General features: G+C 70.1%; 11 protein-coding genes. 7 read left to right on the top strand and 4 right to left on the bottom strand.

From position 1 onward, the window contains the following. Positions 1-125 precede the first annotated feature (125 nt). On the bottom strand, positions 126-1,949 hold the full coding sequence (locus ACFVYK_RS30035) for a coagulation factor 5/8 type domain-containing protein (protein ID WP_389779448.1): 1,824 nt from the start codon (positions 1,947-1,949) through the stop codon (positions 126-128). A gap of 230 nt (positions 1,950-2,179) precedes the next feature. Here ACFVYK_RS30035 and ACFVYK_RS30030 point away from each other — a divergent pair, with 230 nt between their 5' ends. From ACFVYK_RS30030 to ACFVYK_RS30010, 5 genes are all read left to right on the top strand, one after another. Then, entirely contained in the window at positions 2,180-3,499 is a 1,320-nt protein-coding gene (locus ACFVYK_RS30030; RefSeq protein ID WP_389779446.1) for an ABC transporter substrate-binding protein, read from the top strand. 5 nt (positions 3,500-3,504) lie between these two features. Continuing rightward, positions 3,505-4,491, top strand: coding sequence for a carbohydrate ABC transporter permease (locus tag ACFVYK_RS30025; RefSeq protein ID WP_389779444.1), 987 nt, complete (start codon positions 3,505-3,507; stop codon positions 4,489-4,491). A 7-nt stretch (positions 4,492-4,498) separates the two neighbouring features. Beyond that, entirely contained in the window at positions 4,499-5,338 is an 840-nt protein-coding gene (locus tag ACFVYK_RS30020; RefSeq protein WP_389779449.1) for a carbohydrate ABC transporter permease, read from the top strand. A 29-nt stretch (positions 5,339-5,367) separates the two neighbouring features. Continuing rightward, positions 5,368-6,726 carry a GH1 family beta-glucosidase gene (locus ACFVYK_RS30015; protein ID WP_389779442.1) on the top strand — a complete coding sequence of 453 codons (1,359 nt, stop codon included), beginning with the start codon at positions 5,368-5,370 and terminating at the stop codon, positions 6,724-6,726. 129 nt (positions 6,727-6,855) lie between these two features. Next, positions 6,856-8,748: a discoidin domain-containing protein gene (locus ACFVYK_RS30010; RefSeq protein WP_389779440.1), complete on the top strand. Its 1,893-nt coding sequence runs from the start codon at positions 6,856-6,858 to the stop codon at positions 8,746-8,748. 106 nt (positions 8,749-8,854) lie between these two features. On the opposite strand, the gene ACFVYK_RS30005 is transcribed toward ACFVYK_RS30010, so the two are convergent. The 3 genes from ACFVYK_RS30005 to ACFVYK_RS29995 form a co-directional block, all read right to left on the bottom strand. Then, positions 8,855-11,041, bottom strand: coding sequence for a UvrD-helicase domain-containing protein (locus ACFVYK_RS30005; protein ID WP_389779438.1), 2,187 nt, complete (start codon positions 11,039-11,041; stop codon positions 8,855-8,857). 59 nt (positions 11,042-11,100) lie between these two features. Further along, positions 11,101-12,699, bottom strand: coding sequence for a protein kinase (locus ACFVYK_RS30000; protein WP_389779437.1), 1,599 nt, complete (start codon positions 12,697-12,699; stop codon positions 11,101-11,103). 79 nt (positions 12,700-12,778) lie between these two features. Then, complete coding sequence (locus ACFVYK_RS29995; RefSeq protein WP_389779436.1) at positions 12,779-13,219, bottom strand: ATP-binding protein; 441 nt, start codon at positions 13,217-13,219, stop codon at positions 12,779-12,781. 127 nt (positions 13,220-13,346) lie between these two features. Here ACFVYK_RS29995 and ACFVYK_RS29990 point away from each other — a divergent pair, with 127 nt between their 5' ends. Further along, the gene (locus ACFVYK_RS29990; protein WP_389779434.1) at positions 13,347-14,186 is read left to right on the top strand and encodes a helix-turn-helix domain-containing protein; all 840 of its coding nucleotides are present in this window, start codon (positions 13,347-13,349) and stop codon (positions 14,184-14,186) included. Next, a complete protein-coding gene (locus ACFVYK_RS29985) occupies positions 14,183-14,389 on the top strand; it encodes a DUF397 domain-containing protein (RefSeq protein WP_389779432.1) in 207 nt (68 codons plus the stop codon). The genes ACFVYK_RS29990 and ACFVYK_RS29985 overlap by 4 nt, the downstream gene beginning before the upstream one ends. Positions 14,390-14,477: the final 88 nt, after the last annotated feature.

Raw genomic sequence — 14,477 nt, 5'->3', positions numbered from 1 at the left:
CGCCCCGGCGGGACAGGGGCGCGGGCCCGGCGGCCCGGGCCCCGCCCGTCACAAGGCCCGCTCGCGCGACCGCCGCTGACGACACGTCACCTGGCGTCGATGTCCCGGCGATCCGAGCGCGGGGCTCAGGGGTACGACACCACGGTCGACGGCACCGTCGACGTGCCGGAGGTCGGCGCCCCGAGGTCGTTGATCACGTGCTCGTACTGGCCCTGACCGCCTAGGGAGACCACCAGCAGGTCGTGGAACCTCACGCCCGGTGCGTTCGGGGCGGCGAAGCCGTGGTGCTGGACGATCGTCGGGTCGGCGTTGTAGAAGCAGTAGCTGCCCAGCCCCCAGCCCTCGTGCGCGGTGACCTTGTCGCCCACCTTGTAGGCCGCGTAGCCCTTCACCGCGCCGTTCTGGATCGCCGCCTGGTTCGGGGCGTCGTACGCCTTCTCGTTCTGGAAGAAGATCGTGCGTCCGCGCTGGCCGTACCACTGCACGTCGTACTTGTTGAAGTGCTCCACGAACAGGCCGGTGGCCAGCACGTCATGGCCGTTGACGACCACGCCGTAGTCGGCCCGGTTGGTCTCCCAGCCGACGCCTTCGCCGTGGTCGGCGCGCCAGACCCAGGTGTGGTCGACGATGGTGTGCCGGTTGTTGACGACCATGCTGGTCGTGGCCTTGCCGGCGCCGGCCCCGCCGATGCGCACGAACACGTCCTGGACGGTGGTCGGGTTGGCGGAGTGGTCGCGCGAGGCTCCCGGCGGACCCACCTCCAGCAGGGTCGGGGAGTTGACCGGTCCGGCGTCGATGAGGAAGCCCGCCAGCCGAACCCCGTCCACGTCGGCCACCTTGAGCGCGGTGACGCCGTTGTCCGGGATGAGCGTGGCGTAGCCCAGACCCAGCACCACGGTGTCGGCGCGGGTCACCCTGAGGGGCTGGTCGAGGTGGTAGACACCCGGCGTCAGCAGCAGGTCGAGGCCCTGCGCGAGCGCCTGGTTGAGGGTGGCCGCGCGGACGCCGGGCCTGGCGACGTAGAACCGCGACAGGGGAAGCGAGGTGCCGCGCGGGGTGCCGTTGCCCCAGCTGACCCCGCGCGCGTTCGTGCGCTTCGCGGGCAGGAAGACGCGGAACGCGCCGCCGCCGTCGACGTACAGGAACGGCTTCTCCCGGGAGACGGGCGTGGTGTCGAGCGTGGTGTACGGCGGGTCGGGGAAGCTCTGGGCGGGCGCCCCCTCGACGCCCGAGAACACCATGTTCCACACGCCGTTGAGCCAGCTGCCGATCGCGCTGTCCCGGGTGTACCACTGCTGCTGCGAGTACGGGCCGATCTGGCCCTCGATGCGGCTGTCGGCGATGTATCCGCCGCTGGCCCAACCGTAGCCGGACGGCGCGAGGTTGAGGCCGCCGCGTACGTGCATCCGGCGGAAGGGGGCCGCCTGGGCGACCGCCCAGCGGTTGGTGCCGCTGGCCGGGACGAGCGCGAGGTTCTCCGCCGAACGCCAGAAGTTCTGCGTCGCGTTGCCGCCGAACCAGCCGGCGTCGACCGTCACGTCCCCGTTGATCGTGGTGTCGTCGGGGGAGAGGCCGAGGCCCGCGATGGAGGTGTAGAAGCCGAGCTGGGCGTTGAGGCCGTGGTACACGCCGGGCTTGAACAGCAACGCGTAGCGCCCGGCGCCGAACTGGGCCGACTCCTGCTGCCGGAAGACCGCGTCGAGGCGGGCCTGGATGTCCGGCGTCGACGGATCGAAGACGAGGACGTTCGGTCCGAGGTCGCCGCCGCCCGGCAGGGCGCGCGGACGTTTCCCGGGTACGCCGGCCGAAGCTGCGCCGGCCGCAGGTGCGGCGGCGGCCGACGAGGCGGCCAGTCCGGTGAGGGCGGGCGCGGCGGCGGCCGTCGCGGCGGCGGCCAGGACGGCTCTGCGGCGGACGGCGGGCGTGTCCGACGGCGGGGTGTGCGGCATGGGCGGCTCTCCTCGGTACAGGCCGCTCGCGGGGAACGGCCGATTAAGGGAAGTGAAGGAGGACTTGCCTGAGAGCGCTCTCTCACCGCTGAATGCTTCAACTACCCGAACGGGCGCGTCAAGTGGTGGAGACGGAGTTCCGCAGAGTCTGCCGGGACTCTTGACGCGCACCGCTTCGGGGGTTTAACTCACGTCCTAAATTAAGCCCTGATGACACCGGGAGCCGACCCATGCGCACCATCCGAGCCGCGGCCACAGGAGCCGTCGTCATGTCCCTCGCCCTCGCGGCCACGGCCTGCGGCGGAGGCAGCTCGACCGACGGCGAGGGCTCCAACGACTCGCCGAAGACGCTGACCTACTGGGCCTCCAACCAGGGCGCGAGCATCGAGGTGGACAAGAAGGTCCTCCAGCCGGAGCTCGACAAGTTCGAGGAGAAGACCGGGATCAAGGTGAAGCTGGAGGTCGTCCCCTGGTCGGACCTGCTCAACCGGATCCTCACCGCGACCACTTCCGGCCAGGGCCCCGACGTCCTCAACATCGGCAACACCTGGTCGGCCTCGCTCCAGGCCACCGGCGCGCTGCTGCCCTGGAACGACGCGAACCTCGCGAAGATCGGCGGCAAGGACCGCTTCGTCGCCTCCGCGCTCGGCTCCACCGGTGCCCAGGGCAAGGACCCGGCCGCGGTGCCGCTGTACTCCATGGCGTACGCCCTCTACTACAACAAGCAGATCTTCGCCGACGCCGGCATCACACAACCCCCCGCCACCTGGGCCGAGTTGACGACGGACGGCAAGAAGATCCAGGCGAAGGGCAAGCAGGTCCTGGGCGCCGAGGGCGCCAACGTGTCGGAGAACATCCACCACGTCTTCGTCTTCGCCAAGCAGCACGGGGCCGACTTCTTCACCGCGGACGGCAAGCCCGACTTCACCTCCGACGGCGTCGTCACGGCGGTCAAGCAGTACGTCGACCTGATGGCGAAGGACAAGGTCATCCCGCAGGGCAACGCCGAGTACGCGCAGAACCAGTCCGTCAGCGATTTCGCCAAGGGGAAGACGGCGATGCTGCTGTGGCAGTCCGCCTCCGCCAATCTGGCGTCCCAGGGCATGAGCGAGGACCGGTACGGCATCGCCCCCGTGCCCGTGCAGTCGGGTGCGCCGGGTACCGGAGCCCAGGTCAACTCGATGGTCGCGGGCATCAACCTGGCCGTTTTCAAGAACACCGACAACCTCGACGGCGCCACCGAGTTCGTGAAGTTCCTGACCGGTGACGAGGAGCAGAAAATCCTCAACAAGGCTTACAGCACCATTCCGCCGGTGGCGTCGGCGCAGGCCGACCCCTCCTTCGGCACCCCGGCGAACGCGGTCCTGAAGGACACCCTCGCCAAGAGCGCGGCCGCGCTGCCGCAGGTCGCCGACGAGTCGCAGTTCGAGACGACGGTCGGCACGGCCGTCAAGGAACTGTTCGCCGAGGCGGCCGCGGGCCACCCGGTGACGACCGAGTCGGTCAAGGCCGAGCTCACCAAGGCCCAGCAGCAGATGCCGGCGAAGTGAGCCGGATGACCACCACGATCGAGGTCCGAAAGCCTCAGGCAAGTCCGGAGAGCGACGGAGTCCGGCGAGCACGGCCCGGCCGGATCCGCCGCCTCGGACTGCCCTACCTGCTCCTTCTGCCCGCCCTGATCCTCGAACTCCTGGTCCACCTGGTGCCGATGGTGATCGGCGTCGTGATGAGCTTCAAGGAGCTCACCCAGTTCTACATCCGCGACTGGGGCACCGCCCCCTGGTCGGGCATCGACAACTACCGCGTGTCCGTGGACTTCGACGCCCCCGTCGGCCATGCCCTGCTCCGCTCCTTCCTCGTCACGGTCGGCTTCACCCTGCTGTCGGTCGGCCTGTGCTGGATCCTCGGCACCGCGGCCGCGATCTTCATGCAGGACGCCTTCCGCGGCCGCGGACTGCTGCGGGCGCTGTTCCTGGTGCCGTACGCGCTGCCCGTCTACGCAGCCGTGATCACCTGGGTCTTCATGTTCCAGCACGACAACGGTCTGGTGAACCACGTCCTGCACGACCAGCTGCACCTCACCGACGAACCGTCCTTCTGGCTCATCGGCGACAACAGTTTCTACGCGTTGCTCACTGTTTCCGTCTGGAAGGGCTGGCCGTTCGCGTTCCTCATCGTCATGGCCGGCCTGCAGAACGTCCCGCGCGAACTGTACGAGGCGGCGGCGCTGGACGGAGCGGGGGTGTGGCAGCAGATCCGGCGCATTACCCTGCCGTCCCTGGCCCCGGTCAACCAGGTCCTCGTCCTGGTGCTGTTCCTGTGGACGTTCAACGACTTCAACACCCCGTTCGTCCTCTTCGGCCGGGCCGCACCGCAGGCCGCCGACCTGATCTCGGTGCACATCTACCAAGCGTCCTTCGTCACCTGGAACTTCGGCACGGGCTCGGCGATGTCGGTCCTGCTGCTGCTCTTCCTGCTCGCCGTGACCGGCGTCTACCTGGCCGCCACCACCCGGGGAAGGAGGCCCTCCCGTGCGCGCTGAATCGCCCATGGCCCCGCCGAGTTCGTTCCTGTGGTCCCGGCGGATCTTCCTCACCCTGCTCACCGGCTTCGTCCTGGTGCCGGTCTACGTGATGGTCTCCAGCTCCCTGAAGCCCCTCGCGGACGTCACCGGCACGTTCCGCTGGCTGCCCAGCGGACTGACGATCCGCCCCTACATCGACATCTGGTCGACGGTCCCGCTCGCCCGGTACTTCGTGAACTCGCTGGTCGTGGCGGCCGCCGCGACGGTCTGCTCGGTGGTGATCGCCGTGTTCAGCGCGTACGCGGTGAGCCGTTACGACTTCCGCGGAAAACGCACCTTCACGGTCACCGTGCTGTCGACGCAGATGTTCCCCGGCATCCTCTTCCTCCTCCCGCTGTTCCTCCTCTACGTCAACATCGGCAACGCCACCGGCATCGCGCTGTTCGGCTCGCGCGGCGGTCTCATCCTGACGTACCTGACGTTCTCGCTCCCCTTCTCCATCTGGATGCTGATCGGATACTTCGACTCGGTGCCGCGCGACCTGGACGAAGCCGCGCTGGTGGACGGCTGCGGACCGCTCGGCGCGCTCTTGCGGATCGTGGTTCCGGCCGCGATCCCCGGCATCGTGGCGGTCGCCGTCTACGCCTTCATGACCGCCTGGGGCGAGGTGCTGTTCGCCTCCGTCATGACCAACGACACCACCCGCACGCTCGCCGTCGGACTCCAGGGCTATTCCACCCTCAACGACGTCTACTGGAACCAGATCATGGCCGCCTCGCTCGTCGTCAGCGTGCCCGTGGTGGCCGGCTTCCTGCTGCTCCAGCGCTATCTCGTCGCCGGCCTGACCGCCGGAGCCGTTAAGTGACCCGACACGCCGATCCCGAAAGGACCTCAGTGACCATCGACCTCGCCGCCCTGCCCCGCGACTTCCTGTGGGGGACCGCCACCTCGGCGTACCAGATCGAGGGAGCCGTGGCGGAGGACGGCCGATCGCCGTCGATCTGGGACACGTTCTCGCACACGCCGGGGAGGATCGCGGGCGACGACCACGGCGACGTCGCCTGCGACCACTACCACCGCTGGCGCGAGGACATCGCCCTCATGCGTCAACTGGGGGTGAACGCCTACCGGTTGTCGATCGCCTGGCCCCGCGTCGTGCCAGGCGGGGACGGACCGGCGAACCCCAAGGGCCTCGACTTCTACGACCAGGTGGTCGACGGCCTGCTGGAGTCGGGCATCACGCCCTCCGTCACGCTCTACCACTGGGACCTGCCCCAGGTCCTCCAGGACCGCGGCGGCTGGCCCGAGCGGGACACCGCCGAGCACTTCGCCGCCTACGCGTCGGCCGTCGCCGAGCGGCTGGGCGACCGCGTCACGCACTGGGCCACCCTCAACGAGCCCCTCTGCTCCGCCTGGATCGGCCACCTCGAAGGCACGATGGCCCCCGGCCTCACCGATCTGACGGCCGCCGTCCGCGCCTCCTACCACCTGCTGCTCGGCCATGGGCTCGCCGTCCAGGCCATCCGCGCTCAGGCCCCCCGGGCGAAGATCGGCATCGTCAACAACCTCTCCACGGTCCATCCCGCCTCCGACCGGCCCGAGGACCTCGCCGCCGCCCACCGCATGGACGGCCACACCAACCGCTGGTGGCTCGACCCGATCCACGGCCGCGGCTTCCCGGCGGACATGCGGGAGGTCTACGGAGTGGAACTCCCGGAGAAGGGCGCCGACTTGGCGACGGTCGCCGCGCCGCTGGACTGGCTGGGCCTGAACTACTACTTCCCCGCCACGGTGACCGACGAGCCGGACGGTCCCGCCCCGCACGCCCGCTCCGTCCGCCGGGCCGGCGTCCCGCGCACCGGGATGGACTGGGAGGTCGACCCGAGCGGCATCGAGACGCTGCTGCTGCGTCTGACCGACGAGTACGGCCCCCGCCGGCTGTACGTCACGGAAAACGGTTCCGCCTACCCGGACGTCGTCCGTCCCGACGGCACGGTCGACGACCCCGAGCGCCAGGCCTATCTGACCGGCCACCTCGCCGCCTGCGCCTCCGCCGCCCGCAAGGGCGCCCCCCTGGCCGGCTACTTCGCGTGGTCCCTGCTGGACAACTTCGAGTGGGCGTACGGCTACGACAAGCGCTTCGGCCTCGTCCACGTCGACTACCGGACGCAGGCGCGGACGATCAAGGGCACCGGACACCACTACGCGGAGATCGTCCGCAGGCATCGCGAGGGGGTGGCGAAGGCCGCCTGAGGAGGCGGGGTACGGCGGGTCCGGGTGCGGGAGCGCGCGCCCGCCGTGCCCCTTTCCCTGCATGCCATGGGCATATGTATGTCATGAGCACAACATAATCATCTGTCCGTCTCCAGCGAGGAGAGCCGCATGTCGCCACGCACCGCTCGCACTCCCCGTACACTCCTGACCGCCGCGGCCGCCCTGGCCCTGCTGGGCGCGGGTCCGGCCCTCGTCGCACCGGGCGCCGCCGCCGCGCCCGCGGCCGAAGCGCCCGCCTGGGACGCCGACCGCGCCGCCGCCGCGTACGCCGCCGGCCCGGCCGCCGTCACCGCCTCCGGCAGCGAGAACGGCGGCACCGCCCCCGGCCTCGCCTTCGACGGCAACGGCACCACCCGCTGGTCCAGCAACTTCGCCGACGACGCCTGGATCCGCCTCGACCTCGGCACGACCATCCGCGTCGACCGGGTCGTCCTGGACTGGGAGGCCGCCTACGGCAAGCGCTACGTCCTGGAGGTGTCGAAGAACGGCACCGACTGGACGCCCTTCTACACGGAGACCGCCGGTACCGGAGGATCGGTCACCGCCCACACCTACCCACAGGAGGCGACGGGCCGATACCTCCGCCTGCGCGGCCTGGAACGCGCCACGCCGTACGGCTACTCGCTCTACTCCTTCCGGGTCTATGGGGGCGAGCCCGCTCCCGCCTCCACCCTCCGTTCCAACCTCGCCCTGAACCACCCGGCGTACTCCGACTACTACCAACACCCGGGTAACTCACCGTCGTTCGTCACGGACGGCGGCCACCCGGCCAACCTGAAGGACGACGCCACCCGCTGGTCGAGCGACTGGAACGCGGACCGCTGGGTCGGTGTCGACCTCGGTGCGACGTCGACGATCGACACGGTCGAGCTGTACTGGGAAGCCGCCTACGCCGTCGACTACCGAATCCAGGTCTCCGACGACGACCGCACCTGGCGCACGGTGTACCAGCCGTCCGCCGCGGAGGTCGCCGCGCGCCGGGCGAACGTGAAGTCCCCGGCCGAGGCAGTCGGTGTGCACGACAGCCTGCGACTGCCCCAGCCGGCGACCGGCCGCTACGTCCGCATGCTCGGCAAGGAACGCCGCTCCTTCTACAACCCGGCCCCCGCCACGGCCCAGTTCGGCTACTCCCTCTACGAGTTCGAGGTCTGGGGCACCGGCGGCAACGCCTCAGCCGCCTACCCCGCCCTTCCCGGCGAGCAGCAGGGCACGTACCGCACGGCGTTCTTCGACGACTTCACCACCGCGGCCCTCGACCGCTCCAAGTGGAGTGTCGTACGCACCGGAGCGGAGATGGGCTCCGTCAACGGCGAGGCGCAGGCGTACGCCGACTCGGCCGAGAACGTCCGCACCGAGAACGGCGCTCTCGTCCTGCGGGCTAAGTACTGCAAGGGCTGCACCCAGGCGGGCGGCGGCACCTACGACTTCACCTCCGGCCGCGTGGACACCCACACCAGGTTCGACTTCACCTACGGCCGGGTCAGCGCCCGCATGAAGCTGCCCGTCGGTGACGGATTCTGGCCCGCCTTCTGGCTGCTGGGCAGCAACGTCGACGACCCGTCCGTTTCCTGGCCCGCCTCCGGCGAGACCGACATCATGGAGAACATCGGCTACGCCGACTGGACCAGCTCCGCCCTGCACGGTCCCGGCTACTCAGCGGACGGCAACATCGGCGCCCGCCAGACCTACCCCAACGGCGGCCGCGCCGACGACTGGCACACGTACGCCGTGGAGTGGGCGCCGACCGGCATGCGCTTCTACGTCGACGACCGCCTCGTCCAGGAGACGACCCGCAACAAGCTGGAATCCACCCGAGGCCAGTGGGTCTACGACCACAACCAGTACGTGATCCTCAACCTCGCCCTCGGCGGCGCCTACCCGGCCGGCTGGAACCAGGTGACGACCCCCTACCGGGGCCTGCCGCAGTCGAGCGTGGACCGGATCGCGGGCGGGGGAGTGCGGGCGGAGGTGGACTGGGTGCGGGTCGAACAGAAAGGTTAGGGCCGACGGCCACGACGGCCACGACGGCCACGACGGGAACGCCGTGGCTTTTGACCGTGTACCGAGGAGCCGCAGTACACGGTCGGCATCACGCTGCCGCGTCCCGTCAGATGATCGTGGAGGCGGCCTCAATCGCCGGGAGAGCCACTTCCGCCTCGGCCAGGAACGGGCTCGGTTCGCCCGACCAGGAGACGTACAGGCTGTCGCGCGCTCTCGTGCAGGCGACGAACAGCAGGCAGCGTTCGGACATCATGTCGGTCTCGTGCTGCATGGCGTCCAGGTCGGGCGAGGTGATCGCCTTGGGGAACGGCAGGGTGTCCTCGTTGACGCCGATGACCGCGACGCAGCGGAACTCCAGCCCCTTGAACGAATGCATGGTTCCGACCCGCACGGTCGTGCCCTCCGCCGCGGCGGACTCGGCGGCGCGCAGCGTCGCGGCGGGGATGCCGGCGTCCTTGAGACGTGCCACCGTTCTCGCACACGTCTTGTTGAACCGCGCGCTGATTCCTATCTCCCCGGCTCCCACGCCCGCATCCAACCAGGTCCGCACCTGGGCCACGAGCGCGTCGAGTTCGGCTTCCTCGTTCGCCGCCGCGTGCACGACGGGCCCGTCCCCGTGCAGGGCGGATCGGTAGCCGAGCAGGGTGTCGGGGCGGTTGGCGTCCTCCAGCTCGGCGATCGAGCGGCCGACGAGCAGGGCCGTGGACCAGCGCAGGATCTCCTGGGTGCTGCGGTAGTTCTTGCGGAGCTTCACCGACCGCCCGGTCACCTTGATGCCGAGCGACTTCAGCGAGACCTTCGAGTCGTAGATGCGCTGATGCGGGTCGCCCGCGATGAACAGGTCGTCCGGGCGGGCGGGAGCGGCCGCACGCAGGAGCCGCCACTGTGCCGGGTGCAGGTCCTGCGCCTCGTCCACCACGACGTGCCGGTACTGCGGGCCCTTCTCCTCCAGCAGCCGGGCCGCCTGCGCGCACGTCTGGAGCCAGGTGCGGGCTCCGTCCGCGGCCAGAGCGACCGTGAACCGCTCGACCGTCTCCCACACGAGGGGCCGCTCGGCCGCCACCAGCCTGCTTCCGCGGCCGCGCCGGTCCGCCGCCTCGTACTCGGCCAGGGTCCTGATGTCCTGGGCCAGGATGACGTGCCGGTACTCCTGGGCGAGGAACTGCGCGCTGCCGGGGAAGCCCGTCGCCTTGGCGGCCTTGCCCCAACGGCTCTCCTCCTCGTTGTTCATCAGCGGCCGCAGGGCCACCGCGCCCGGTGCCTCGGCGACGACACGGTTCGCGAAGCCGTCCACCGTCGAGATGTCCACCCGCTCGCGCAGCTCCGAATCCTCCACCAGGGACTCCAGACCGGAGCGGAGCGCGTTGACGAGGGCGTTGGTGTAGGTCGTGAGGAGGATGCGGTCTCCCTCGCGCAGATGCCCGAGCAGATGCTTGACCCGGTGCAGGGCCACCACGGTCTTGCCGGTGCCCGGCCCGCCGGTGACCTGGGCGGGCCCCGAGTAGGACGCCCGGTAGGCGACCTTGCGCTGCGAGGGGTGCAGGAACACCCGCCAGGCCGCGAAGGGCTTCTCGAGGATGTCCCGCAGCTCCTCGGAGGCCGTGACCAGCGCGATACGTGCCCGGCTGTGCCGGATCGCCGTCTCGTAGTCCTGCGTGTCCACCGGCTGCGACGATGCCTGCAGGGCCGGCGCGACGATGTCCTGCCAGACCTCCTCCACCGTGCAGCCCTCCGCGAGGTACTGCAACACCTCCCGCTGGTCCTGCGGAAGCAGCGGCGCGAAGATCTCCAGCTGCTCCTTGTCGACGAGCGACCGGGCCTGCCGCAGCGTCTCGGCGTCGATGCCGAGGGCGGTGAGATCCCCGTCGGAGAACTTCGCGAACAGCCGCTCCTTCGGCGAGGTCCGCGCCACCCGCTCGTACGCCGGCGTGAGCTCGTCGAGGGTCACCGCGTCCCGGATCTCGACGGTCCGTGTCACCTCGTTGATGCTGGACTTCTGCTTCTTCGCCCAGGCGATGGCCTTGTCGTGCTGCATGACCCGCAGCAGGACGAAGGTGTCCCCGGAGGGCGGAGCGAGGACGACACCGCGCCAGAACTGGTCGATGCGGATCGTCCGGATCTGCTTGTCCTTCGCGTTCGTCAGGCTCTCCAGCTTCAGCCCCGGATCCTTGAAGAGCTGGTCGAGGGTGAGCCGGCTGAACTTCTCCCAGGCTTCCAGGACGCCCTTCCTGACCGGGGGCTGGAGCTTGGGGAGTTCGGCGAAGAACGCGATGTCGAAGGCTAGCTGCGGCATGGGTGGATCCTAAGGGCCGGGCGGGCTGCGGCGGGCTGAGGTGAGGGAGAACGACCAGGTCAGGTGGGTGAACCGGCCCGGCCGCCGTCGAGATCCAGACGGATCACCGCCAGGGTCTCTGCCACCTCGGCGGTGAGTTCGTCGTCCGGGCCGAGCACCATGCACAGGTCGGCGTGCAGCGGGTCCAGGACGCCGAACGCGTCCGCCGTCCGGCCCTGCGCGAGCAGCAGCATGCCGATGTCCCGGCGCAGTTCCACGGCGTCCTCGCTCACGTCGCCACCGATGGCCCGCACCAGCTCCAGGACGTCCTGAAGACCGGCCAACGCCTCGGTCACCTGCCCGAGTTCGCCCCGGCAGCGGGCTGCCTGCGCCCGGCTGTCGAGAGCGGATTCACTGGCCGGACCGCTGATCCTGCCGTAGGCCTCGGCGAGCGCCTCGAACTCGGGCAGCGCCGCCCGGTAGTCGCCCGCCAGTTGTCGGCTGAAGGCCCGCCGCCTGCGCAGCCCGAGCACCACCTTGTTCTCGGAGCCCAGGGAGCGCGCCGCCGACTCGATCAGCTCACCGACCACCTCCGCGGCCTGCGAGTACCGCTCCTCCTCCATGAGAGCCGCATAGTGGGCGTGCACCTCCCGCACCTGGTCGCGCAGCGCTTCGGGAAGCGGCGCGGGCGCGACGGCACCCGGCGTCTGCGCCGAGCCGGTGCGGGCGGTCGCTCCCGCGCCGGCCCGCGCGCGGGGCGCGTACGGGCGGCGGAAGATCCCGGTAGGGTCCGGAGCACCGGCGGGTCCGGCCTCCTGAGCCGTGGACGGCTCACCGGGCGCGGGCAGGAAGGGCCGCAGCCGCTCGTACACCTCCTGCACGTCCCTGGGACGCGCCTCGGGGGCCTTGCGCAGCAGATGCAGGACCAGTTCCTCCAGCGCGGACGGCACGTCGGCGCGCAACTGCCGCAGGGGCGTGGGGGCCGCCTGGACGTGCTGCGTCATCAGCTGCCACTCACTGTCCCCGCTGAACAGCGTCCGCCCGCACAGCAGCTCGTGCAGGACACACCCGAGGGCGTACAGGTCGGTGTGCGGCGTGACCCGCGCGCCGCGCACCTGCTCCGGCGCCATGTACTGGTACGTGCCGATGGGACTACCGGTCGCCGTCAGCTTGGTGACGTCCGAGCGCAGGATGGCGGCGATGCCGAAGTCCAGCACCTTCACCGTCCCGTCCCGCGCGACGAGGATGTTTCCCGGCTTCAGGTCCCGGTGCACCACCGGCACGTCGTGCGCGTACGACAGCACGGTCGCCACCTGCGCCGCCACGGCCACCGCCCAGCTCACCGGCAGGAGGCGCTGCGGATGGATGTAGGCGGGCAGCGGCACCCCGTCCACCAGCTCCATGACGAGGTACAGCTGCTCGTACGTCTCGTCGAGCACCGCGTCGTACACCTGCGGAACGCCCGGGTGCTGGATCCGCGCGGTGATCCGCGCCTCCCGCCGGAACCGCTTCTCGAACTCCTCCGCCAGGTGCGGTGACGTCACCGACTGGGGCCGGATGCGTTTCACGGCGACGGGCCGGTCCAGTACGGCGTCGTAGCCGCGCCACACGTCCCCCATGCCGCCGTGGCCGAACTGTTCGAGCAGCTCGTACCGCCCCGCGATCGGTTCTTCCGGCACCCGTCCCCCGCCCCCCGTGAGCGTCCGCTGTGGTCAGGGGGTCAGTTTCGCGCCTGAGGGATTCCCGAGTCCAGCCGGGCTACCGGTTCCCGCCAGGTACGACGTACTCCGCCCACACCGTCTTACCGGGCCCGTCCACGCGGGGCGTGCAGCCCCAGCGGTCGGCGAGCGCCTCGACGAGGAGCAGGCCGCGCCCGCCGTCGTCCGGTGCGGTGGTGCGGATGCGGGGGAGACGTTCACCGCGGGTGTCGCTCACCTCGATCCGTACGGTGCCGGTGGCAGGGTCCGCGCCGAGCAGGACGTGGAAGTCCCGTCCGGCGACGTGCCCGTGCCGTACGGCGTTCGCGCACAACTCGGCCGCGACGAGCGTCAGAACGTCGTGCGTGTCGCTGCCGAACGGGATGCCCCACGCGTCGAGTCGTTCGCCGCACATGCGCCGGGCGAGCCGCGCGCCGCGGCGCGTGGAGCTGAACCGCATGGCGAAGCGGCATACCGGTGCGAGGGATTCTGTGCTGTTCATGCACTTACGGTGGCGGTTTGTGGCGTAGCGTGACGAGGGGTGACGCGCCGACGCGGGCTTTCGTACGCGGCGGCACGCGCCGTGTACGTGGCGATACGCGGGGAGCGGAAGAAGCGAGGCGGTGTCCGTGCGGCACGACGAGGCGGAGCAGCGGCGACCGGAGGACGAACCCGGGGCCGGGGTGGTGGGCGCGTTCGGGCGGCAGTTGAAGCTGCTGCGGATGCGCGCGGGCCTGGACCGGGTCGAGTTCGGCAAGCGGGTCGGCTACTCGGCCGAGTCGGTGGCGTCCTTCGAGCAGGGCCGCCGGACGCCGCAGGCCAAGCTCATCGACCGTGCGGACGAAGTGCTGGACGCCGGGGGCGTGTTGAAGGCGCTGAAGGAGGAAGTGGGGCGGGCTCAGTATCCGGCGTTCTTCCGGGACATGGCTCGGCTGGAGGCCGAGGCGGGCGAACTGTGCGCCTATGACACGCTCGTGGTCAATGGCCTGCTCCAGACCGAGGACTACATGCGAGCCATCCTCTCCATGCGCCGTCCGCTGCTGGACGAGGAGACGATTGAACTGCGCGTCACCGCGCGTCTGGCACGCCAAGAGATCTTCAACCGCTGGCCTGCCCCGCTGTTGAGCTTCGTGATGGAGGAGCCCATGCTGCGAAAGCCGTTGGGAGGGAAGGCCGTACTTCGAGGACAGCTCGAGCACCTGCTCCTCATGGGCGACAAGCGCAACGTGGAGCTTCAGATGATGCCGCTGGACCGAGAGGACAATGCTGGTGTGGACGGGCCGTTCACGGTGATCACCAGCAAGGTCGGCGAGCAGTTCGTGTACGCGGAGGTGCAGGGACGCAGCAACCTGATGACCAAGCGCGATGAGACGACTCTCGCGGCGGCCCGTTATGGGATTATCCGAAGCCAGGCGCTCAGTCCGCGGGAGAGCCTGGACCACATCGCGAAGTTGCTGGGAGAGCTATGAACGCCGCAGGAAGCGAATCGGTGGCCACCGGACCGGCTTGGTTCAAGAGCAGTTACAGCGGCGCTGAAGGCGGCCAGTGCCTGGAGGTCGCCTCAACCCGTGCAGCCGTCCTCGTCCGGGATTCGAAGCAGGTCGACGGATCGGTGCTCGCCGTCGGCGTCGACGCCTGGGCTGGGTTCGTGCGGTTGGCCGTCGGCCGCTGAGGGACGTACGACCGTCGGGGCCCGGCACGGCCCCCGGCCCCCCCCCGGTAACAAGGCGGGCCGCCCCCCATAGCAGCGGATCAAACCC

The organism is Streptomyces sp. NPDC058291 (assembly GCF_042880855.1).
Lineage (GTDB): Bacteria > Actinomycetota > Actinomycetes > Streptomycetales > Streptomycetaceae > Streptomyces.
Note: the sequence above shows the minus strand (reverse complement) of the source record. Positions and strands in the feature narration are given on the sequence as shown.

Coding starts and splice junctions, on each gene's coding strand:
- ACFVYK_RS30035 (WP_389779448.1), bottom strand. CDS start 1,949: ATGCCGCACACCCCGCCGTCGGACACGCCCGCCGTCCGCCGCAGAGCC.
- ACFVYK_RS30030 (WP_389779446.1), top strand. CDS start 2,180: ATGCGCACCATCCGAGCCGCGGCCACAGGAGCCGTCGTCATGTCCCTC.
- ACFVYK_RS30025 (WP_389779444.1), top strand. CDS start 3,505: ATGACCACCACGATCGAGGTCCGAAAGCCTCAGGCAAGTCCGGAGAGC.
- ACFVYK_RS30020 (WP_389779449.1), top strand. CDS start 4,499: ATGGCCCCGCCGAGTTCGTTCCTGTGGTCCCGGCGGATCTTCCTCACC.
- ACFVYK_RS30010 (WP_389779440.1), top strand. CDS start 6,856: ATGTCGCCACGCACCGCTCGCACTCCCCGTACACTCCTGACCGCCGCG.
- ACFVYK_RS30005 (WP_389779438.1), bottom strand. CDS start 11,041: ATGCCGCAGCTAGCCTTCGACATCGCGTTCTTCGCCGAACTCCCCAAG.
- ACFVYK_RS29995 (WP_389779436.1), bottom strand. CDS start 13,219: ATGAACAGCACAGAATCCCTCGCACCGGTATGCCGCTTCGCCATGCGG.
- ACFVYK_RS29985 (WP_389779432.1), top strand. CDS start 14,183: ATGAACGCCGCAGGAAGCGAATCGGTGGCCACCGGACCGGCTTGGTTC.